A 20,459-nucleotide genomic window follows, 5' to 3' on the forward strand; every position below is an offset into this window, starting at 1 on the left:
AGACTTACAATGCAACGAATAATCAGACTGGGTTTTACCGCGTTAATACTCGCTCTTTTTTCCTTTGCGTCGTATGCAATAGACACTGCCTTCACCAAACGTAAAGATGTACAGCAATTTATTCAAGAAATGGTTAAAAAACATCATTTCAATGCCAGACAACTGACCGCCACGATGAATCAAGTCAAGTTGCAACCGCAAATTATAGAATCCATGGAAAGACCTTACGAAAAGAAAAATTGGGATGTTTACCGCAATATTTTCTTAACCCCTGCTCGCGTAAAAGGCGGTGTGGATTATTGGGCTGCGAATAGAACGACCTTAGAAAAAGCACAACAGAAATATGGTGTGCCAGCAGAAATGATCGTGGCTATTTTAGGTGTCGAAACTTTATATGGTGAGCGTCAGGGAGACCATAGAGTACTCGATGCACTGGCTACTTTAGCCTTTGATTATCCAAAACGTAGCCGATACTTCAGGCATGAGTTAAAAGAGTACTTACTGCTTTGCCGTGAACATAATCTTCCTGCAACGCAATATAAGGGTTCTTATGCTGGTGCTATTGGTCAACCCCAATTTATGCCAAGTAGCTACCGAAACTTTGCAGTTGACTTCAAAAATAAAGGCCGACGCGATTTAGTGAATAATAATGATGATGCCATTGCAAGTATCGCTAATTATTTCAAAGCCCACGGCTGGCAAACGAATGCCGGTGTTGCACAGCATGCAAAACTGGTAGGAACACGTTACAAAAACATGCAAATGAACCCCAGAACTGCGAATTATCACTATTCACAGTTAACCGCAAATGGTATAAAACCAGTGACCGCCGCACATAATCATCCTGGACGGGCAGCACTGATGGAGTTAGTTACAGCTCAAGGCAATGAATACTGGATTGCTTATCCAAACTTCTTTGTTATTACGCGCTATAACTCCAGTCCTCAATATGCGCTGGTAGTTTATTTATTATCACAACAATTAAGACAACAATGGGTAGCAATGAACGCAAAAAAGCATAGGGCTTATGTATAGTGGATACCTTATTCTTATTCACTAAGCATCTTAAGGACGAGGGATGTCTTTGCTTAAAACTGGATGCAGATGGGGTCACCAATACCCCACCTGCGCAACGCAGTTTTACAGAAATCCAAACCTTGCAGGAAGACTGCGACACCATCGTAATTGAAAGCTGTGCTAATGCCAGTCTTTTAACTGTTCAACTACCTTGGCTTCCAGATCGAAAAGCACGTATCGCTATACCTTACGCGCTAGAAGATAAATTAGCCCAATCTCTTGATGAACTGCATTTTGCATTTGATAAAGCAAGATATCAAAACAACCACTATCTGATTACTGCAATAAGCAAGCATCGCATGCATTATATTATGAGCTTGCTGACGGAAAAAAATATTGAATTTACTGCCATCACTTTAGATTGGTTTGCTTTAGAACCCGGAGAACTCTGTATTATTGAGCGTGATTTGCTCGTTAACGCAGATGATTTTAAGGGAGAGCTTTCTGGCGATTTAGCAGATAGTTATATAAAAAAACATCCACTTCATTTCCCCCTAGTGTTTACCGACAGCCTCATTAATGTGGAGTTAGATGCGGTCAAAAAAACAGAAACCTCTTATGAGTGGATTGCTAAAAGAACGTTAAACGCCAAATTAATGAATCTTTGCCAGGGCGAAATGCAGCATGGCAGCAAGTCAGGTTGGATTAAGAAAGGCTATCAACTGGCAGGTGCTTTATTTTGTTTTTGGTTGATCTCATTGATTCTGGTTAATGCGATTAACCTTTATTTTGTGAATAAACAAACAGCACAAGTTGATCAACAAATTGCCGAAATTTATCATGGCTTTTTTCCTGATGCCAAACAGGTCATCAGTCCTAAATTTCGTATTATGCAGTTACTAAAAAACAATAATAACGAGGGGCAAACTCGTTTTTGGTTTTTACTCAACCAATTTTCCAAGGTCATGAACAGTGAACAATTTACCTTGGAACAATTTCGTTATCAGAATAAAACCCTATCCGTTACCCTAATCAGCCCTGACTTTGCTCAATTGGAAAAACTAGAAAACAAATTGAAGCAATCACAGCTAAATGTCAAACAGACGCAAGCATCAACTCATGAACAACAAGTTGTTGCAACCCTGGAGTTATCATGAGAGCCTATTTAAGTTCGCTTAATGAGCGAGAACGATGGATGGTAATTGGTGCCGCAGTTTGTCTTATTCTTTATTGTTATTACATATTTTTGTATTCCCCATTGAGTCGTCAGGTCAGCCAAAAGTCCACCCAATTAGTTGAGAAAATAACAACCCTGGATTGGATGAACAAAGTTAAGGAGCAAAACCTACGCCCCAAGAGCAAAGAGAGTTTGGATAACAGTCAGTTGCTTACTATTTTAGCGACCCAGCTTAAAGAACATGCTTTACAAAAGTTTCCTTACCAGTTGCAACAGACCGGCTCCGGGGATATTCAGCTGACTTTTGAGACAGTACCCTTTAATTTGTTTGTGACGTGGTTAACCAAAATTAATGAACGATATTCGCTAACTATTAAACAATTTAATGCGGAAAAAACGCCTACCGCAGGGGTAGCTCGCGTGATGATTTTAGTGAGTGCGGCTTGATTTTGAGGGCTCCCCTTTCCCCACACTAATTTGAGCTTTAACAAATTTAACGCGAATTAGCGTGGGCAAGCCACGCTAATTTTTATTTTATTTAAAAATTAAAGAGTGTTTAATCAATAATTTGAAGGAACTCGGAGTGCAGAAAATTCATTTCCTCTATGAAGCATTAAGCAACAAAGCCAACCGATAACCCGCTAAAGCAATTCGCTGTTTAATTAGCTCTTGAGATTTTTTTTGATATTCTAAACTTGGCTCTTCTTTTTCTGTTGTGGAATAAACCCAATTTTTAGCTAAATTATAACTCTCCTGCGCCCAGACTTTAGGAGAGGCATTTAATTCTTGATTAGAAAAATAATCCCGCGGATAGGCGCGAGTAATTTCTTGAGCAATAGCCTGAAGCTTTTCCTCAGAAAGATTTTTAAATAAACCAAAATTGCTATCCCATAATGCATGTAAGGTTATTAATGATTCTGGGTGATTAGGATCTTTTACCCAGAATAAATTACCTCCTTCATCTCCGCGAGGTAATTCTTTATTTGAGCGTGAAATAGCATGTAAAGGCTGATGTAAATCACCCGTAATATGCATCAGAAAAGAAGTAAATCGCGCACGCTCACTAGGAGGTACATCTTTATTTGATAATACCCGATTTATTTGCGCTAGTGCCCATACGGCATTATCGGTATCCACAGAAACTTCCGTCACTGAACCATCGCTGCTGTATGGGGTGTCTATATAATGCCAGTGCGTATAAGCCTCTATTGATTGTTTGCGTATTGCATCTGGCCATGTAGCAAGATTGGCTTTTGGATAGTCTCTTCGCAACGTTTCCGTTAATTCATTAAATTTTATTTGGGATTCAGAATCCAGATTGTTATAAGCAATTAAAGCAACCAAACGATGCCCAGAATCCCACCAAGCAAACACATTAAATGAACAAACATAACAACCAAACAACATAAGAGCACGCATAATAATACGCCACATAAGAAAATCCCGAATGAATGTGCAATCCGGATTCTATAGTAGCGGTTATTATTGCTGCACACTACTCCAGCTTTTTACTGTAGCCCCGTTACGAAGCTCTGCGGGTAACGTACTCAAGGCTTTTTGTGCATCCGCCGCATCCTTATAAGAGCCATATACGCCACTGTAATATTCTTTACCATTACGTTGATATTTTACCTGAGCCATACGATTTTGCTTAGGTGCTTTATAAAGTACTTGCGCTACTTTCGAGGCTTTCTCTCCATTAGCTAATTCAATAGTATATGCCTGAGGGCTTTGGCCCCGTACCCATTCCTCATCGCGTGCATGGAATGAAACTGGAGAGCGCATATCACCCACATGATAGGAATCAGGCACAATTACATCACGTTGAGGCTGGATGGAATAATTGTATTTGTAGTTGGAGTTGGAATTCCCATAATTACTTTGCATATAAAGCTGGCTGTTGTCATAACTAGTGTACGCAGGATAATACAAATTCTCACTGGTTGGATTGTCTAATAGAGTACACGCAGACATACTTAAAACACTTACCCCGACGATGGCGAATTTAATATTATTATTCATTATTATTCCCCTGGTTATCAGCTTTCTTATTAATTGTTATCTTCCAAACCCGGAAAAACTTTAGAAAAAAATCTTCATTCATATTTTGCGGTGTTGTTGCTTATTTTTAAATAAGTGAAATATGAGCAAACCCTTGTTTCATCTAATAGTATGGCTTACAGTTACTGTTTTATCATTTTTACGGCAAGATTTATGTGGACGCATCGACGCTCAGGACAAACAAACCAACGTGGAAGCAACGATCATCGAGATCCCTATGAACGAGATAGAACTCGAGTTATTCATTGTCCTGCTTTTCGAAGATTACAAAGAAAGACCCAAATTTTAGGAACTGATGAAGGAGATTTCCATCGCACTCGCCTTACTCATTCGTTGGAAGTCGATTCGATTGGCCGCAGTATTGTGCGTAACCTACGAATTAACCAAGAACAATACGCAGTAGTAAGCGGGCTTCTGCCTAACGACGATTTAATTTCTGTTATTTGTTTACTGCATGACATTGGTCATCCTCCCTTTGGACATGGCGGGGAGGTCGCATTGAATTATATGATGCGTAATTACGGGGGCTTTGAAGGAAATGGACAAACGCTGCGGCTATTAACCAAAGTAGAAAGCAGCTATGGTTCTTTTGGCTTGGATTTAACCCGCCGTGCATTGCTGGGTGTTTTAAAATACCCCGTACAGCGCTCTAAAGTGATTGCTCCACAACAACCGCCTGTTCATGAATCGATTCATAAAACCATCAAGGTAAATGATTGGTTACCCCCTAAAGCTTATTTTGATTGCGAACAGCCTGAAGTCGATTGGTTATTAGCTCCCTTTTCAGCAACTGACAGTGAATTATTCCAGTCACTGGCTGTAGAACCTAATGGAACTAAAGTAGGCAAAGCCGCTTATCACAGTTTTGACTGCTCCATTATGGATACCGCCGATGATATTGCTTATGGGGTTCATGATCTGGAAGATGCGATTCATCTGCGTCTAATAAACCCTTCACATTTGGATACCCCTGAGTTTAGAGGATTATTGAATCATACCACCCTTGCAAATCATCAGGACCGACTGATTAATTCTCTATTCTCCCATGATCCGTATTTAAGAAAACAGACCATCGGGGAAATGGTAAATTATTTTATTACCTCCACCCAAATTATCGTAACTCATGAAGGCTTCGAGAATAATCTATTAAAATATAATCTGGCCTTAATACCTGAAGCAGCTGCATTATTAAAGCATTTAATGCACTGTATTTATGATAATGTAATTGACTCTCAAGAGGCGCGCACTTTTGAATATGGGGGACAAACGGTAGTGCTACGTTTGTTTGATGCGATCAGCTCAAATCCAGGAAGCCTGTTAGATAATAAAAATCGTTTATTATTTAAACAAGCTAAGGATGAAATGGAAGCTTATCGAGTGGTCTGTGATTACCTTGCGAACATGACGGATGAATACGCTTATCGCATGCATGAACGTCTTTTTGGGTTTAATACACGTACAATTTTTGAGCGATTATAGCTTATGTCGGGTAGGACGTCCTGCCCGATGTGTTCTTAATATTCTCGTATTACTATTATGCCTCTGCCCCACCACGCAACACTGTCTCGTATCTGGGATCTCTCCTCAAATTTAGATAAAGCTCGAGTTACCGCGATTTTTGTAGGGCTCAGCGACACAAGAGGGATAAAACAGGACTGGATTAAATGGCAAAATGCGATCAAGCCGACCCGGACTTTCTTAATGACAGTAAATCAGACGCGGAAAATATAAACTATATCTTTAAGCTTTCTTCATCCAAAGCGAAATGAAATCATTATAGAGATTGAATTGAAAAAAGGGATAGATTTATTGGATAAATTTGAAATAATACAAGAAAATTACCAAGAAAATGGCGTCCCCAAGGGGGTTCGAACCCCTGTTCTCGCCGTGAAAGGGCGATGTCCTAGGCCGCTAGACGATGGGGACCTAGATTTTTTATTCTACTACATTTTACAACTATTTACCACAAACAAAACGCTATAATGGCGTCCCCAAGGGGGTTCGAACCCCTGTTCTCGCCGTGAAAGGGCGATGTCCTAGGCCACTAGACGATGGGGACCCTGAACGTTTTGCCCCATCAACATACTAAGATGTTGATGGTGGAGCTAGGCGGGATCGAACCGCCGACCTCTTGCATGCCATGCAAGCGCTCTCCCAGCTGAGCTATAACCCCTAATAAGGCTCGCATTGTAATGACCTCCCCCTATCCTGTCAAGAAAATTTTTGATTTTTTTAATTAATCTATTTATTTTAACAATCTGCTCTAAAAATAACGCCCCCAAAATCGATTCAAGCCGCTTACAGCCTACTTCTCGTTCCCAAAAGTGCAACCTCGATGCAATACCATCACTCGAATCATTAATGCAGCAGCAGCCAGTTACTCAACTAGCCTCTAGTCCAGATCGAACATTTCAAGGTTTCTTTCACACAACTCCAAACGTCACAACATTTAAAACCTAACAGCCCTCACAGGGAATACTGCAAAGGCGATTAAGAAAGACGATAATTTAGGATTTAAATACATGCGGGAGCCCGAACCTCCATTTTGGGAAAAAAACACGGCAAAAAGAAAAAAAGCAAAACTAGCCCCAAAATAGTAGTAATCCTCAAGATGTAACCTCACCAAAATCAATTTGTCGTCATCAACTCCCCAAACGCAATGACGGCAACATCGCTCAATTTGAGCAAAAAATTATAAATTCTCTTAATGTCTTACAAAATCCCAATGGACTTATCCCACTTAGATACAATTTTTTGCCTGTCTAGGCTTGTTTTCATCCATCAAGTTTGATTTAATCCGCGTCGGTGTTCGAAGATAACACTTATGGAAAAAATGTAGGCTTGTATCTTATTGATGCAAGTGGAGTACAGCAAGTTAGCAATAATGGAAACGGAAGATGTCTAACGATTTAGCGATCTATTTAAGTAAACAATTACTTTGGCATGCATTGCTCATTGCATCCCCAATAGTCCTAGTCGCGCTCATTAGTGGTTTGCTGGTTTCTATCCTTCAAGTTGTCACCCAAATTCAAGATTCAACCCTAAGTTTTGTCCCTAAAGTTTTAGCGGTAGTGCTCATGTTAATGCTTTGTGGCGGATGGATGTTGCACTCCTTAGTTGAGTTTGCACAAACCTTGTTTCTTAATATTCCAGGGGCCATCAAATCATGACTCTATCTCTCCCCTGGCTAAATAACCTATTTTTTATCAGCATCCGTTTGGGCACTGTATTACTCTTTACCCCAATTCAAGCAATCCGTTATTTGCCTATTCATGCACGCTTACTTTTTATTTTTACCCTAAGCATGCTTTTAGCCAATTATGTTCCTTCTGCTCCCTCTATTTTAAGCAACAACGCCATTCTTCTCGGGGGGCTTGCTGAATTTGCGAATGGATTAATACTAGCCACCAGCCTTTATGCAGCATTTGCGCTCTTTCAAATCGCGGGTCAATTAATCGATAATCAAACTGGCTTTAATGCCGCAGCTATTTTTAATCCCAGTGAACATTATCAAGAAGCCTTAACCAGCCATTTATTATCCATGCTGGCAGTTTTGTTCTTTTTTAGTCTGGATGGTCATCAATGGCTATTTAAAGGATTAACTTTTTCTTTTGCGATTATTCCTCCGGGAACCCTCAGCCTGTTTGCAGGATTTATCCCCGTTACGAAACAGTTTGGTTTTATGTTTAGTATGGCGTTTATAATTGCCAGCCCCATTATTCTTGCGTTACTTGCTGTTGAGCTTTGTGGCGCATTAATTACCCGTAATATGCCGCAGGTTAGCACCTACTTTCTGACCTTGCCTATAAAAATAATGTTAGGCTTATTCCTCTTATTTATGATGATGAACTATATCGCTCCCATAACCAACACCGTATTTGCGCAATGTTTTCAATCCTGGCAGGAGCTTATGTCATGAGTGAGAAAACTGAAAAAGCGACGCCCCATAAATTACAAAAAGCGAAAGAAAAAGGTCAAGTAAGCAAAAGTATTGAGTTAACAACCTGCGCTGCCTTATTCGTTATGTTAGGCATATTAAGTGCCCTATGGCCAAAGCAATTACATGAACTACAAAATATGTTTCGGCATTTATTGCAACTGGCAGCACATCTACAATTTAGCATTGATAATATCAATCACTTACAGCAATTTATTTTCGGTCAATTTATCAGTTTATGGCTGCCTTTTGCTTTAGCAGGCAGCTTAGCTACCATCCTTACCAACCTGGCACAAACTGGCGTGGTGTGGTCAACTACACCATTAATACCTGACTTCAAACGCATTAATGTGGTGCATGGTTTTAAGAAGCTATTTTCAATAAAAAGCTGTTTTGAAACAGTAAAAAGTACCCTGAAGTTAAGCGTAACGTTTATTTTTTTATTCTTGGCCTTAAGACATCGAATACCCAATTTATTGCAATTAGCCTTAACGCCGATTAGCAAACAACCTGGCATCATCATGCACTTTCTTTTAACCCTTATTTTTCAGTTATTACTCCTGCTCTCCATACTCGCCATCCTGGATAAATTTTATACGCGTTGGAACTATGCGAAGGATCAACGTATGAGCAAACAAGAGATTAAAGATGAATACAAACAACGGGAAGGTGATCCCAAAATAAAATCCAAAATCAAACAGTTGCAACAACAATTAAGGCAAAAAACCTCCTCCTTAAAACAAGTGAAAACGGCAGATGTAATCATTACTAACCCAACCCACTTAGCCATCGCCTTAAAATATGATCGCAGCAGCATGCCCGCCCCAAAAGTGGTTTGCAAAGCGCAAGATCAAATGGTGGTGCAAGTCAAAGAGCTGGCAAGAAAACATGGTGTTCCCATAGTTGAACACAAAGCATTTGCGCGCATGCTCTACCATTCGGTGGATTTAAATCAATGGATTCATAAAGAGCTTTATCCTTTTGCCGCGGCAATATTTCGCGAAATTTATGCGCGTAAGCAGGATGCACAATGAAAAAGAATTTCTTTAATAACAGCAGTGAAATGCTCATGATTGCTTTTGCTACAAGCATTCTCTTTATCCTGTTTGTGCCAATTCCTGCTGCATTATTAGATTTATTACTAATTGTAAATTTTAGTTGGGCTTTAACTATTCTTTTACTAACCTTCTACACGGACAAGCCTTTAAGTTTTTCTACATTTCCCGCTCTACTACTCATTTCAACCTTATTTCGTCTCGCTCTGAATATTTCTGCTACCCGCCTTATTTTGTCAGATGCCCATGCAGGGAAAGTCATTGATGCCATGGGACATTATGTCATTCGTGGTAATTACGTGATGGGGCTGGTTGTTTTTTTAATCTTGATCATCGTGCAATTCATTGTAGTGACCAATGGGGCACAACGGGTGGCTGAAGTGGCTGCTCGTTTCACTCTGGACAGTATGCCAGGGAAGCAAATGAGTATTGATGCCGATTTAAATATGGGCAGCATTTCTCAAGATGAAGCCAAACTTAGACGCTCACAAATCGAAAAAGAAGCTAATTTTTATGGCGCAATGGATGGGGCTAGCAAGTTTGTGAAAGGCGATGCCATTGCCGGTATTTTAATTATTTTGGTCGATATCATTGGTGGTTTTGCTATTGGTTTATTACAAAAAGGGTTTAGCCTTTCCGAATCCATTCAAACCTACACCCTACTCACGGTGGGCGATGGTTTAGTGACACAAATTCCGGCTTTAATTATTTCCACCGCGACCGGAATTATCGTAACTCGGGCGGCAACTGATGCCCATTTAGGCTCTGAGGTTGCCAAACAAATTGGCGCCTACCCTAAAAGCTTAGTGCTGGTTTGTTTGAGTCTGACCTGTCTTTTATTTCTGAAAGGCATTCCCCTAATTCCAGTTTTATTTATTTTAGCCTTATTTGTATTCATTACCTTTTTGGCAATCAAATCTAAAAAGGAAGAAGTGCTCATCGAAGAAGCTGAAGAAAATTTATACGATAAAATTCGCATTCATCCCATTGAAATTAGTCTGAACAAAGAGCTGTATCAAACGTTATTACCTTATGAGGAACAGATCCTAAAAATCATTCAACAAATTCGAGAGCGCATCGCTTTTGATTTAGGATTTGTGCTGCCCGATGTAAAACTAAAAGCGGATAAAAAGCTCAGTTATCCTCTTTACCACATTGCCATTCAGGGAAATCATTCTGGAGTGAATCCTCTGTATTTAGATAAAGTACTGGCCATTTTTTCCACCCGCAATAAAAAACCGAGTACAGCACTAAGCGCCGGATTTGAAGTGCGCGATCCAAGCTATGGCTTACCTGCATGCTGGATTGAGCTTGAGAAAAAACAAGAAGCCACAGAAGCAGGCTATACCGTATGTGAACCACTGGCGGTATTAACCACTCATCTTAATGAAATTATCTACGAACATATTGATCAGTTACTAACTCGGGAAGAAACCGAAAAACTATTATTACAGCCCGGCATTAAAACCCTAAGTGAGGAATTAATTCCTGCTCAACTACCTTTAAGCCATGTGCAGCGGATATTACAAACGCTCTTACAAGAAAAGGTTTCTATTCGCCCCCTACAGCAAATAGTAGAATTATTATTAGAACACGCCAAACAACTCCCAGATCCCACTCAACTTACGGAACTGGTCAGAGCAGGCTTGGCGATGCCCATTTGTCAAAAACTATTGGGCAATCAAAATAGCTTATACGTTCTGACCTTAGAACCCTCCTTAGAACAACAACTCAACCAAAGTATTAGCGGCAAAAATCATTTGGCTCTAGAACCCAAAATTACGGAAAACTTAATCAGTGCATTAGCAGGTCAGGTGGAAACCATGTTAGGAGAACGCAAACGTCCCATTCTGTTGTGCTCCTCCCTACTGCGACGCCATATAAAACAATTAACTCAGCGAGTGATTCCCCATTTAACCGTGCTGGCAATGAGTGAAATTCCAGTCACGATTCAGGTGGAATCTTTTGGGATAGTAAAATAAGGAAAAATTATGTTGGATGCGATTACCGCCACACAATTGGCTATGGATTTTGATCAATTAAAATTGCAATCGATCAGCCAAAATATTAGCAACATGAATACCCCAGGATTTAAGCGGCAATTGGCAGAAGCCGCAGCGTTTACTGACCACCTGCAAGCGAATATCAATCAGGCAACCCTACAGATTGATCAGGGACAGATAAAAACACAGGGCGTACTGAACCAAACACAAAATCCCAAAGACATTGCTATTAGTGGCGATGGCTACTTCCAAGTGCAAGGAGAGCAAGGTGTTTTTTACACGCGTCGTGGTGATTTTCAAGTAAATAGCCTCGGGGAACTCACTACAGCCACGGGTGAAACAGTCATGGGTAAGGGTGGGGCCATCAAAGTAGATAATCATGCATTCACTATTGACACCCAAGGCCGATTATTTATTGACCATCATCAAATAGATCAATTAAGTGTCGTGCAATTTAATCAACCTAATTTGCTCCGTTACACTGGTAATGGCCTGTATCAAAGTGATGAATCTCCCGTTCCTGCAGGCGCCAATACCCGCCTACACCAAGGATTTATGGAACAATCCAATGTGAAATCTATGGATGAAATGATGGATATGGTGAAAACCTCGCGTCATTTTGAAGCAAGTCAACGGGTCATGCGCACCGCGGATAATTTATTAGCAACTGCCATTAATCAGTTAGGAGAAGGAAATGTCTAACACACTCGCCATAGCCGCTAGCGGACTTAAAGCTGAAGAATATCATATTGATCGTATTGCTAATGACTTGGCCAATTTGAACACCCCTAATTATAAAGCCAGTACGGTAACCTTTGAGGATGTACTCTACCAAAATATTAATGGTGAGGAGCCCCTGTTCAATAACCAAGCTAGTGCTAAATTAGGTTTAGGAACTGCCGTCTACAAAACAGGTAAAGATTTTTCCCAAGGTCCCTTAAAGGTCTCTACCAAAGATAAAGATGTTGCTATCGATGGCGAGGGGTTTTATCAAGTTATTAATTCCGATGGTAATATTGCCTATACCCGCAACTCCAGCCTACGCCTCGATGAGGAGCACTACCTGAGCACTCAAGATGGATTAAGACTTGCAGATAATATTCAAATTCCCGATGACGTCGCTAAATTAACGATCAAAAACAATGGGGAGGTGGAAGTTCTCTTAACAGGTGAATCCGAAGTTCAGCTAATAGGTACTATCCAGTTGGCTAAATTTACCAATCCTGAAAGCTTAAATCCTATTGGCTCAGGGCTTTATACCGTAACGGATCATACCAGTGAACCACTCATCGATAACCCAAACAGTAGTGGTTTAGGTGCTTTAGCCCAATATCAAACTGAAGGTTCTAATGTCGACATGGTCAGTTCGCTGATGCAGCTCACTATGGCACAGAGGGTTTATCAGCTGAATGCAAAAGCGGTACAAATTGCGGATGAATTGGAAAAAATAACGAATGAAATTCGTGGTTAATTTATTACTGTTACTGAGCGTATTTCCGATTCAGGCAGAAACAGTGCTGCGCTTTCGCACGCCCATTACTCCTGAAGCTAAAAAGCTAGGTGATCTGCTGCTTATTACTCCGGATAAACATCAGTGGGGAAAAATCATGTTGGATAGCAAACCCATGTCAGGAACCAAAATCAATCAGCAACAAGTCCTTACTTGGTTGCAACATAAGGTGGGTAATTTTTCCTATCAATGGAAAGGTAAAAACAGCGCCACGATTCGCGAAACCACACACACCAAAGCGAACGATTTGCTCTCTACAGCACAAACCGCCTTAGCTAAACAGTTAAAAAAGCAAGCTTATAGTCAAGTCGAACTAAGTAGCAAAACGGTAGTGAAAGACAGCGGTATTGCCTTAGCCAATTTTAAAATCCAACTCCCTAAAGGTTATCCTGTGGCTAGACGTGTTTGTGTTCGTCTGCGTTATCAAAATCGCGCTATTCCAATCTGGTTTGCGGTTAAAGCCTATCAGTCCGTATTAGTCGCAAAGCACCGAATTAAGCATCATACTCTGCTTCGCCCATCGGATGTGATCTTAAAAAAACGGAATATAGCCGGGCTTAACAGTGCCCCATTAATGCAATTTCCAACAACTGCCTGGCTTAATAAGTCGATTAATAAACAACAAATTTTAACGCAAGACTTGTTTGGTAACCAACCTGAAATACTGCAAGGACAAAAGGCAAAAGTCCTCGTACAACAGCAGGGAATTGCCATCACTATTGAGGCCATCGCGCAAAGTAATGGCACTCAGGGACAATCCATACGTATGAAAAATCCACGTACCAATAAGTACTTTTTTGCAGTAGTCACTGGAAAAAATTCAGCGGAGGTTACTCCATGAGTTCTCTATTTAAAAAACTACTCTTCATAGGAGCGTTAGCACTTAGCCAAACATTATGGGCAATTAATCTTTTTGATGAGGAGGTTTACCGGCCTTTAATCGCCGACCGTAAAGCGACCTTACCCGGTGATATCCTCACCGTCATTGTGATGGAAACATCGAATGCCCAAACCAGTGCCGATCTATCTTCACATAAAAAAATTAAAGCCGCATTAGAAGCCGGTTATAACCGTAACAACCACAAAGTAGATTTTGGTTTAGAAGGCGAAGGAAAGGCCGCAGCCAAAACAGGACGTAATGGTAAAATAAAAGCCGCTCTTACCGTACGCATTAAGGAAGTATTTCCCAACCAGACCTATTTGGTTGAAGGGGCGCAACGAATTACCATTAATGGGGAAAATCAAAAAATCTTGTTACGCGGGGTGGTGCGACCTGAAGACATTAGCCCACAAAATACTGTTTTATCAACACGCTTAGCCCAGGCCCAGATCGTTTATACCGGAGCAGGTTCAGTATCTAACTCCCAAGATCGTAATTACATTTATAAGATCCTATCGTTTATAGGAGTCGTATGATGAGTCTAAGCAAGAAACTGTTACTCCTGGTCGCTTTATTCACCCTACTATTGGGGCAACCAAGTTATGCAGCGGTGCGTCTCAAATCGATTGCTCGTTTGTCAGGTTTGCAGGAAAACCCGATTACGGGTTATGGCCTGGTTATTGGCTTGGCAGGCTCAGGGGATTCTCGACGAAACAAGGATACCACTCAGGCAATTTCGAACTTACTACAAACATTTGGAGTCACTCTAAGTCCAAATGAGATCAATAGTCGCAATACCGCAACCGTAATTATCACCGCCAATCTCCCCTCTTTTGCTCATCAAGGAGATAAAATTGACATCAATGTCGCGTCACTCGGTGATGCCAAAAGCTTATTAGGTGGAACCTTGCTGGTAACACCATTAAAAGGAGCAGACAATCAGGTCTATGCCCTAGCTCAAGGACCTATTTCGATTGGAGGGTTTAAGTACGATCTTTACGGCAACGTCATCCAAAAAAATCACCCTACTACAGGCTTAATACCGGGTGGAGCCATTATCGAAAAAACCATCTATAACGATTTAATCGAAAAATCAGGGGAGGTGCATTTGATTCTAAATCATCCAGATTTCACCACTGCGGACAGTATTGAATCAGCAATTAATGGTCAATTTGGTGGCAACACTGCACGCGCACGCTCCGCACAAGATATTGAAATTCACCCCCCTCAGTCTGCTCGCAAACATTTTATTCGTTTTGTCAGCCAGCTTGAAAACATAGTGATTACTCCAGATAACTTACCTACGGTCGTAGTGAATGAGCGTACTGGAGTAGTAGTGGCTGGAGCTGATGTCCGAATCGATGCAGTTACCATTTCTCATGGCAATTTACAGATTGCTATTTCTACCGATTACCAAGTTTCCCAGCCCTCCTTAATTCAAAATATGGGAAGACAAGTACGTACTGCTGTTGTGCCTAATACGAATATTAATGTGAATGAACGTATGGCTAACACCGTGAAATTAAAACAAGGCGCCACGGTAGCTGATCTGATTAGCGCTTTAACTAAAGTCCAAACCTCCACGCGTGACATCATTGCCATTTTGGAAAGCTTAAAACGCGCCGGGGCATTGCACGCAGAATTGGTGATTCAATAAGGAAAAATGATGAGTACAGATAACACCATACAATTAGTTAGTCTGGCCTTAGATGCCGCATTAATGCGCCAGACAGCTATTGCCCATAATATTGCCAATATCAATACAGAAAATTACCACAGCATGGAAGTTAATTTTGAACAGCAATTACAGGAAAACCATTTAAGTCCCAACACGAATGACTTATCGGAGATTGCACCTTACTACCAGAATTGTGATCACCAATCCAGCATTGATGAACAAATAGCGTTAAATGTACAGAACATGACCCATTACCGCGCTCTGGTTAAAGGCTTAAATCAAAAGCTAGCCATTATGAAGCTCGCATTACAAGGAAATCAATAATGAATTACGCGCAAATTTATGCCATTTCCGGCCAAGGAATGAATGCTGAAAAATTACGTGTTGACGTGGTGGCCAATAACATTGCCAACCAACACTCATTAAAAAATGCAGATGGCTCACTGTTTCAAGCAAGTCAGGTAATTACCTCTGCCAAGACCTTCGCTGAATTAGTAGAAAATCCCCAGGAAATGGGTATCAACTCAGTAGAGGTGGTTCCACAAAATTTACCTCCAAATAAAGTGTATCAACCAGGGCATCCTGCTGCCGACAAACAAGGCTATATCACTTATCCCGGAATAAGCACCATTGATGAAATGACCACGCTTATACGCGCCTCGCGAGCTTATGAAGCCAATGTCAAAATGATCAATAGCGCACACAGCTTGTACTTACAGGCGTTAAGCATAGGAGATGAACGATGAGAATTGATGCGCTAGATAATATTTTTTTAAAGCCTTATCCGCAAAGCCCAGAAATAGAGTCAATCACAGCCGCTCCACAAGAGTCTTTTTCTGCCTGGATAAGCGACAAGATAGGCGATACCAATACTCAATTAAATAATGCTGATAAAGCCTTAAATGAACTGGCCAGCGGCCATGCAGAAAACTTGCATCAAACCATGATTACCTTGGAGCAGGCTAAATTGTCGTTTCAGTATTTAGAGCAAATCCGTAACCGTTTGATGAGTGCCTATCAAGATTTATTAAGAGAGCAAATTTAAAGTGAATTATTTACAAACAGCCAGCCTCTGGTTCAGCAATTTGGAAGCAAAACGGAAACTCAGTTTAATTGCCTGCATCGCCGGTATTGTCATTATGACCATTATGCTCAGCTGGTGGGTCTTGTCCCCTTCCTACGCTATTTTATTTAATCATTTGGATGAGCAAGACGCGAACAAAGTTTTAAGTCAATTGGATCAGGACAATATTTCCTACCAGCTACGCAATGGGGGCCGCGATATTTTAATTGATAAAGAGATCGTGGCGAAAACCCGCTTAAAAATTATGGGTTCAGGCATGCAATTGACTGGCAATGTAGGCTTTGAACTGTTTGATAAAAATGATTTTGGTATGACTGATTTTTCGCAAAAAATTAATTACCAACGCGCCTTACAAGGAGAACTGGAACGCACTATTTCCAGTATAGATGAAATACGCCAGGCACGAGTACATTTATTGATTCCAGAAAGCCATTTATTTGACCGCGAGAGTAATCAACCTAAAGCCTCAGTGACCCTACATTTAAAACAGGCTTTAACAGTGAAACAAGTGCACAGCATCCAACAACTGGTTGCGGCAAGTGTGGCGCATTTAAATTTAGCTAATGTGGTGGTCGTGGATCAAAATGGAAATACCTTATCGTTAACCGAAGAAGATCCCTCCTCCAATCATTTCACCAACCAAAAAACCATAGAGCATTATCTAAATGACAAGGTCATGCAATTGTTGCAAAAAATCTTTGCCAAGGATCAAGTCGTGGTGAAAATCAATGTGGCCATCAATTACGATGAACTGCAACGTGAATTAGTGAAGCCCCAAAGTAAAGGACAAATTACCCATGAAAAACAAACCAAGCATTCCATGGTTGATAAAAAAGGAGAACAGAAAGGTAAGCAGGATTTAACCTTGGAAAAAACCTATGAATTTGGCCGTGAAAAAGAATTATTTAAACGGGCCAATGGTACCATTGAACGCCTTTCAGTCAGTGTGGTTTTACCGCAACAAACTGATGCTAAAACGATTGCTCAAGTCCAGCGCCTCATAAAAAGTACGGTAGGCTTTGATGAAAAGCGAGGGGATATTATCAGTGTTGAAGCCTTAATTAATCCACCTAAAGCAGTAAAAATCGCAGTCACACCCAATCCTCATGAAATTACTACCAAGCCGCTTAACGAACTGGTCTTGGAGCAATGGAATGAGGAACGCAAATGGCAGGCCCTTGTTGGTTTTATCGTTCTGACTGTCTTTGGCAGTTCCGCTGTATTGCTCTTAAAACGCAATCGGCAAAGAAAACGCCAACAACTGTTAATTGAGTTAACCCAATGGCTAAATCATCATGAATAATGAATTAAAAAGAATCGTGCTTCATTTAGCGAAATTAAAACCCGCGGATCAACGCTGGGTGCTTAACCAGTTAACGCCAATACAGCGTGAGCAATTTGCAAACGTGGAAGGACATGTACTGCTTAAAGAGGCAAATAAATTTCGCCACCTCCCCTGCCCGCAGCTAGTCCCCAAGGAATCTAGCTTACCCGAATTTTGTCAACACCTAAGCCAGGAAGACCCACTTTATATTGCCATTATTCTGGAGCAAGGACAATTCCACTGGCAGCACAGTTTTTTAGAGACTTGCATGCAAAAACAAAAAATCCAAGAGGAATTAACAACCCAAGTGCAGCAACTGAAATCGGCGGCAAAATTATACCTCTTCCAACAATGGCAAAGGCGATTAAGCTTTAGTGAACAACTGGAGGTGCCTCATGGCGACACTCTATAAAAATGTCTTAGTCAGCGAAGAAGAAATTTATTTATACCACGAAGCTCCTGAAATCATCAAGGAAGTTACTGCCGAGACTCCCAGTGTAGATGAGTCACAATGGGAACGAATTCGCCAGGAAGCCTATGAGCAAGGCTATTTAGCCGGAACAACTGAAGAACGAGCGCGGTTTGAACAAGAACATGGCCAAAGCCAACAGCAATTAGCACAAATGCTAGCCTCGCTCCCCCAAGCAGTAGCGCAAAATCGCCTGGATTTGGCGAATGAAATTGCCGATATTGTAGTGCTAATCAGTAAACAATTTTTTGTGGAAAACAGCAATAATCAAGAGGCATTAAGCCAGCAAATCAACCATATTCTTACGCAATTAAATGACAAACAATCCGTTGAGCTTAGCTTACATCCTCAAGACATTGCTGCTTTACAAAATGGCGCCATGCAATTAAGTGCGGGGCATTTAAATGGCTTAAAAATAAAAACGGATGAATCGCTGGCCTTGGGAGGTTATCTCCTTAAAACAAGTCATGGGGTTTTTGATGCCAGCATCGAAAAGCAAATCGATAAGCTCAAAGAAGTTTTACTGCAGCTAAAGCAGCGAGGCACTCATGCATCCATGGATTGATGAGCTCTTAGCTGTTGAACGCTTAGGAGAAATTGAACAGTTCATTGGTTTAAAGCTCGTTGCTAATGGACCACCACAAACGTTCATTGGTGAAGTTTGCGATATTTTGGATCAGCATCATCAACCGGTTATGCACGCTGAGGTCATCGGTTTTGAGCAGGGTAAAGTCTATCTTATGCCCTATGATTCTGCCCCAGTGCGCATGGGTTATAAAGTACGGGCAACGGGAAAGTCTCTTAGTATTGCTGTGGGTGACTCCTTATTAGGTCATGTGGTTGATGCCTTTGCAAAGCCAATCGATGAACGTTTGTGCTTACCTAATAAACAACGTGTGTTTACTCAAAATAAAAAAATTAATCCATTTAATCGTTTGCCAATTAGCGAACGTTTAAGCACCGGAATCCAGGCTATAGATGGATTACTGCCCTTAGGTAAAGGGCAACGAATTGGTATTTTTGCTGGTAGTGGTGTGGGAAAAAGTACCCTAGTTGGCAACATGGTGCAAAACCTGCAAACGGACATTAATGTCATTGCGTTGATTGGTGAGCGCGGTCGCGAGGTCAACGACTTTATCTGCAATCATTTGGATGAAAACACCTTAAAAAAATCAGTGCTGGTAGTTTCGTGTAGCGATGAGTCTGCGTTAAGGCGTCGTCAGGCAGTCTATACCGCCACCGCAATTGCTGAATACTTTTGCCAACAAGGCAAACACGTCATGTTATTTATGGATTCGATAACCCGTTTTGCCATGGCACAACGAGAAATCGGATTAAGTTTAGGAGAACCCCCTACTGCTCGTGGCTATACTCCCAGTGTTTTTGCTCTACTTCCTGGCATTGTCGAACGTACGGGAAATTTTAAGGAGCAAGGAAGTATTAGTGCGGTATATACGGTTTTGGTTGAGGGGGATGATTTTAATGAGCCCTTAGCCGACCACATGCGCGCGCTTCTTGATGGGCATATTGTACTTACTCGTGAGTTGGCACAGCGCGGTCACTATCCGGCGATTGCAATTTTGCAAAGTGTCTCTCGCTTGGCGAAGCATTTGGTGAGTACCGAAGAGCAGCAACTCATGAACCAGATTTTCGCCACACTAAGTATTTATGAACAAAATAAAGATTTGATTGAATTGGGGGCTTACAAACCCGGGAATAATGCCCTCTTAGATGCTGCCGTTCAGCGCATGCCGGCGATCAATGACCTACTCATTCAAAATGAGAAACACTCTTTATCCTTTAATGAGCTCATGCTGCGCTTTAAAGAGATTTTATGATGAATAAATCCCTTTCCGCGCTGATGACTAAATTAAACTGGCAACTTAATGCGCTTAATTTGCAATTACATGAGATACAAGACCAATTACAACAGGTGCGCCAAGAAATGGAGGCACTGGATGAGCAAATACAGCAAGCGGGAGTTACTTCATTAATTATTAATCCTGATTTTGAAATTAACCGGCTCAATTTTATAACGCAACAACAGGAACAAAAGGAAGAGTTGAATATGACGCTTAAACAGCATCAAGACACCGAACACGCCGTGCAAGAAAAAATGCAGCGCATTAAAACCGAATTAAGGATGTTAGAGAAGTATTTAGAACGTGAGCAGGCTGAGCTCCAGGAGCAACAGAAGAAAGCAGAAAATAATGCATTGGATGAGTGGGTTATTCAACGGAGTTAAGGAAAACTTAATAGGAATA

General features: G+C 41.0%; 23 protein-coding genes and 3 tRNA genes. 21 read left to right on the forward strand and 5 right to left on the reverse strand.

Translation table 11 applies throughout. From position 1 onward, the window contains the following. Positions 1-9 precede the first annotated feature (9 nt). The 3 genes from mltB to lspM are packed head-to-tail and all read left to right on the forward strand — an operon-like array spanning position 10 to position 2,641. Positions 10-1,035, forward strand: a complete 1,026-nt coding sequence (gene mltB / locus ACD661_RS05440) for a lytic murein transglycosylase B (protein WP_400186819.1) — start codon at positions 10-12, stop codon at positions 1,033-1,035. Then, entirely contained in the window at positions 1,035-2,174 is a 1,140-nt protein-coding gene (gene gspL / locus ACD661_RS05445; protein WP_400186820.1) for a type II secretion system protein GspL, read from the forward strand. The genes mltB and gspL overlap by 1 nt, the downstream gene beginning before the upstream one ends. After that, a complete protein-coding gene (gene lspM / locus ACD661_RS05450) occupies positions 2,171-2,641 on the forward strand; it encodes a GspM family type II secretion system protein LspM (RefSeq protein WP_400186821.1) in 471 nt (156 codons plus the stop codon). The genes gspL and lspM overlap by 4 nt, the downstream gene beginning before the upstream one ends. 156 nt (positions 2,642-2,797) lie before the next feature. On the opposite strand, the gene ACD661_RS05455 is transcribed toward lspM, so the two are convergent. Together ACD661_RS05455 and ACD661_RS05460 are read right to left on the reverse strand one after the other, a co-directional pair. Further along, the gene (locus tag ACD661_RS05455; RefSeq protein ID WP_400186822.1) at positions 2,798-3,628 is read right to left on the reverse strand and encodes a S1/P1 nuclease; all 831 of its coding nucleotides are present in this window, start codon (positions 3,626-3,628) and stop codon (positions 2,798-2,800) included. A gap of 48 nt (positions 3,629-3,676) precedes the next feature. Then, positions 3,677-4,216: an SPOR domain-containing protein gene (locus ACD661_RS05460; RefSeq protein ID WP_400186823.1), complete on the reverse strand. Its 540-nt coding sequence runs from the start codon at positions 4,214-4,216 to the stop codon at positions 3,677-3,679. Between the two features lie 192 nt (positions 4,217-4,408). Between ACD661_RS05460 and ACD661_RS05465 the strand changes: the two genes are divergently transcribed. Next, positions 4,409-5,734, forward strand: coding sequence for an anti-phage deoxyguanosine triphosphatase (locus ACD661_RS05465; RefSeq protein ID WP_400186824.1), 1,326 nt, complete (start codon positions 4,409-4,411; stop codon positions 5,732-5,734). A 371-nt stretch (positions 5,735-6,105) separates the two neighbouring features. Here the strand turns inward: ACD661_RS05465 and ACD661_RS05470 are convergent. The 3 genes from ACD661_RS05470 to ACD661_RS05480 form a co-directional block, all read right to left on the reverse strand. Next, a tRNA-Glu gene (locus tag ACD661_RS05470) sits at positions 6,106-6,181 on the reverse strand. Between the two features lie 57 nt (positions 6,182-6,238). Beyond that, positions 6,239-6,314 (reverse strand) — tRNA-Glu (locus ACD661_RS05475). Between the two features lie 38 nt (positions 6,315-6,352). Further along, positions 6,353-6,428 (reverse strand) — tRNA-Ala (locus tag ACD661_RS05480). 724 nt (positions 6,429-7,152) lie between these two features. Between ACD661_RS05480 and fliQ the strand changes: the two genes are divergently transcribed. From fliQ to ACD661_RS05565, 17 genes are read left to right on the forward strand one after another with little or no spacing between them, the layout of a single operon-like run. Further along, on the forward strand, positions 7,153-7,425 hold the full coding sequence (fliQ, locus tag ACD661_RS05485; RefSeq protein WP_252579311.1) for a flagellar biosynthesis protein FliQ: 273 nt from the start codon (positions 7,153-7,155) through the stop codon (positions 7,423-7,425). Beyond that, positions 7,422-8,174, forward strand: a complete 753-nt coding sequence (locus ACD661_RS05490) for a flagellar biosynthetic protein FliR (RefSeq protein WP_400186825.1) — start codon at positions 7,422-7,424, stop codon at positions 8,172-8,174. Before fliQ ends, ACD661_RS05490 begins: the two co-directional genes overlap by 4 nt. Continuing rightward, a complete protein-coding gene (locus tag ACD661_RS05495; RefSeq protein ID WP_400186826.1) occupies positions 8,171-9,226 on the forward strand; it encodes an EscU/YscU/HrcU family type III secretion system export apparatus switch protein in 1,056 nt (351 codons plus the stop codon). The genes ACD661_RS05490 and ACD661_RS05495 overlap by 4 nt, the downstream gene beginning before the upstream one ends. Then, positions 9,223-11,229 carry a flagellar biosynthesis protein FlhA gene (locus ACD661_RS05500; protein ID WP_400186827.1) on the forward strand — a complete coding sequence of 669 codons (2,007 nt, stop codon included), beginning with the start codon at positions 9,223-9,225 and terminating at the stop codon, positions 11,227-11,229. Before ACD661_RS05495 ends, ACD661_RS05500 begins: the two co-directional genes overlap by 4 nt. A 9-nt stretch (positions 11,230-11,238) precedes the next feature. After that, on the forward strand, positions 11,239-11,952 hold the full coding sequence (locus ACD661_RS05505; protein ID WP_400186828.1) for a flagellar hook-basal body protein: 714 nt from the start codon (positions 11,239-11,241) through the stop codon (positions 11,950-11,952). Further along, entirely contained in the window at positions 11,945-12,721 is a 777-nt protein-coding gene (locus ACD661_RS05510) for a flagellar hook-basal body protein (RefSeq protein WP_400186829.1), read from the forward strand. Before ACD661_RS05505 ends, ACD661_RS05510 begins: the two co-directional genes overlap by 8 nt. Then, on the forward strand, positions 12,705-13,601 hold the full coding sequence (flgA, locus tag ACD661_RS05515) for a flagellar basal body P-ring formation chaperone FlgA (protein WP_400186830.1): 897 nt from the start codon (positions 12,705-12,707) through the stop codon (positions 13,599-13,601). The genes ACD661_RS05510 and flgA overlap by 17 nt, the downstream gene beginning before the upstream one ends. Next, positions 13,598-14,176 carry a flagellar basal body L-ring protein FlgH gene (locus tag ACD661_RS05520; RefSeq protein WP_400186831.1) on the forward strand — a complete coding sequence of 193 codons (579 nt, stop codon included), beginning with the start codon at positions 13,598-13,600 and terminating at the stop codon, positions 14,174-14,176. Before flgA ends, ACD661_RS05520 begins: the two co-directional genes overlap by 4 nt. Further along, a complete protein-coding gene (locus ACD661_RS05525; protein ID WP_400186832.1) occupies positions 14,173-15,297 on the forward strand; it encodes a flagellar basal body P-ring protein FlgI in 1,125 nt (374 codons plus the stop codon). Before ACD661_RS05520 ends, ACD661_RS05525 begins: the two co-directional genes overlap by 4 nt. A gap of 6 nt (positions 15,298-15,303) precedes the next feature. Beyond that, entirely contained in the window at positions 15,304-15,642 is a 339-nt protein-coding gene (locus tag ACD661_RS05530) for a flagellar basal body rod protein FlgB (protein WP_400186833.1), read from the forward strand. Next, on the forward strand, positions 15,642-16,064 hold the full coding sequence (gene flgC / locus ACD661_RS05535; protein ID WP_400186834.1) for a flagellar basal body rod protein FlgC: 423 nt from the start codon (positions 15,642-15,644) through the stop codon (positions 16,062-16,064). Before ACD661_RS05530 ends, flgC begins: the two co-directional genes overlap by 1 nt. Further along, complete coding sequence (gene fliE, locus ACD661_RS05540; protein WP_400186835.1) at positions 16,061-16,363, forward strand: flagellar hook-basal body complex protein FliE; 303 nt, start codon at positions 16,061-16,063, stop codon at positions 16,361-16,363. The genes flgC and fliE overlap by 4 nt, the downstream gene beginning before the upstream one ends. A gap of 1 nt (position 16,364) precedes the next feature. Continuing rightward, positions 16,365-17,705: a flagellar basal-body MS-ring/collar protein FliF gene (fliF, locus tag ACD661_RS05545; protein ID WP_400186836.1), complete on the forward strand. Its 1,341-nt coding sequence runs from the start codon at positions 16,365-16,367 to the stop codon at positions 17,703-17,705. After that, positions 17,698-18,138, forward strand: a complete 441-nt coding sequence (locus ACD661_RS05550) for a hypothetical protein (protein WP_400186837.1) — start codon at positions 17,698-17,700, stop codon at positions 18,136-18,138. The genes fliF and ACD661_RS05550 overlap by 8 nt, the downstream gene beginning before the upstream one ends. After that, positions 18,122-18,760, forward strand: a complete 639-nt coding sequence (locus ACD661_RS05555; RefSeq protein ID WP_400186838.1) for a FliH/SctL family protein — start codon at positions 18,122-18,124, stop codon at positions 18,758-18,760. The genes ACD661_RS05550 and ACD661_RS05555 overlap by 17 nt, the downstream gene beginning before the upstream one ends. Further along, positions 18,744-20,033: a FliI/YscN family ATPase gene (locus ACD661_RS05560; RefSeq protein WP_400186839.1), complete on the forward strand. Its 1,290-nt coding sequence runs from the start codon at positions 18,744-18,746 to the stop codon at positions 20,031-20,033. Before ACD661_RS05555 ends, ACD661_RS05560 begins: the two co-directional genes overlap by 17 nt. After that, positions 20,030-20,440, forward strand: a complete 411-nt coding sequence (locus ACD661_RS05565) for a flagellar export protein FliJ (RefSeq protein ID WP_400186840.1) — start codon at positions 20,030-20,032, stop codon at positions 20,438-20,440. The genes ACD661_RS05560 and ACD661_RS05565 overlap by 4 nt, the downstream gene beginning before the upstream one ends. Positions 20,441-20,459: the final 19 nt, after the last annotated feature.

The organism is Legionella lytica (assembly GCF_044626755.1).
In the GTDB taxonomy this organism is placed as follows: Bacteria; Pseudomonadota; Gammaproteobacteria; order Legionellales; family Legionellaceae; genus Legionella; species Legionella lytica_A.

What these genes read in the sequence shown, in the direction of transcription:
- mltB (WP_400186819.1), top strand. Translation starts at nt 10, where the DNA reads ATGCAACGAATAATCAGACTGGGTTTTACCGCGTTAATACTCGCTCTT.
- lspM (WP_400186821.1), top strand. Translation starts at nt 2,171, where the DNA reads ATGAGAGCCTATTTAAGTTCGCTTAATGAGCGAGAACGATGGATGGTA.
- ACD661_RS05455 (WP_400186822.1), bottom strand. Translation starts at nt 3,628, where the DNA reads ATGTGGCGTATTATTATGCGTGCTCTTATGTTGTTTGGTTGTTATGTT.
- ACD661_RS05460 (WP_400186823.1), bottom strand. Translation starts at nt 4,216, where the DNA reads ATGAATAATAATATTAAATTCGCCATCGTCGGGGTAAGTGTTTTAAGT.
- ACD661_RS05465 (WP_400186824.1), top strand. Translation starts at nt 4,409, where the DNA reads ATGTGGACGCATCGACGCTCAGGACAAACAAACCAACGTGGAAGCAAC.
- fliQ (WP_252579311.1), top strand. Translation starts at nt 7,153, where the DNA reads ATGTCTAACGATTTAGCGATCTATTTAAGTAAACAATTACTTTGGCAT.
- ACD661_RS05490 (WP_400186825.1), top strand. Translation starts at nt 7,422, where the DNA reads ATGACTCTATCTCTCCCCTGGCTAAATAACCTATTTTTTATCAGCATC.
- ACD661_RS05495 (WP_400186826.1), top strand. Translation starts at nt 8,171, where the DNA reads ATGAGTGAGAAAACTGAAAAAGCGACGCCCCATAAATTACAAAAAGCG.
- ACD661_RS05500 (WP_400186827.1), top strand. Translation starts at nt 9,223, where the DNA reads ATGAAAAAGAATTTCTTTAATAACAGCAGTGAAATGCTCATGATTGCT.
- ACD661_RS05505 (WP_400186828.1), top strand. Translation starts at nt 11,239, where the DNA reads ATGTTGGATGCGATTACCGCCACACAATTGGCTATGGATTTTGATCAA.
- ACD661_RS05510 (WP_400186829.1), top strand. Translation starts at nt 11,945, where the DNA reads ATGTCTAACACACTCGCCATAGCCGCTAGCGGACTTAAAGCTGAAGAA.
- flgA (WP_400186830.1), top strand. Translation starts at nt 12,705, where the DNA reads ATGAAATTCGTGGTTAATTTATTACTGTTACTGAGCGTATTTCCGATT.
- ACD661_RS05520 (WP_400186831.1), top strand. Translation starts at nt 13,598, where the DNA reads ATGAGTTCTCTATTTAAAAAACTACTCTTCATAGGAGCGTTAGCACTT.
- ACD661_RS05525 (WP_400186832.1), top strand. Translation starts at nt 14,173, where the DNA reads ATGATGAGTCTAAGCAAGAAACTGTTACTCCTGGTCGCTTTATTCACC.
- ACD661_RS05530 (WP_400186833.1), top strand. Translation starts at nt 15,304, where the DNA reads ATGATGAGTACAGATAACACCATACAATTAGTTAGTCTGGCCTTAGAT.
- flgC (WP_400186834.1), top strand. Translation starts at nt 15,642, where the DNA reads ATGAATTACGCGCAAATTTATGCCATTTCCGGCCAAGGAATGAATGCT.
- fliE (WP_400186835.1), top strand. Translation starts at nt 16,061, where the DNA reads ATGAGAATTGATGCGCTAGATAATATTTTTTTAAAGCCTTATCCGCAA.
- ACD661_RS05550 (WP_400186837.1), top strand. Translation starts at nt 17,698, where the DNA reads ATGAATAATGAATTAAAAAGAATCGTGCTTCATTTAGCGAAATTAAAA.
- ACD661_RS05555 (WP_400186838.1), top strand. Translation starts at nt 18,122, where the DNA reads ATGGCGACACTCTATAAAAATGTCTTAGTCAGCGAAGAAGAAATTTAT.
- ACD661_RS05560 (WP_400186839.1), top strand. Translation starts at nt 18,744, where the DNA reads ATGCATCCATGGATTGATGAGCTCTTAGCTGTTGAACGCTTAGGAGAA.
- ACD661_RS05565 (WP_400186840.1), top strand. Translation starts at nt 20,030, where the DNA reads ATGATGAATAAATCCCTTTCCGCGCTGATGACTAAATTAAACTGGCAA.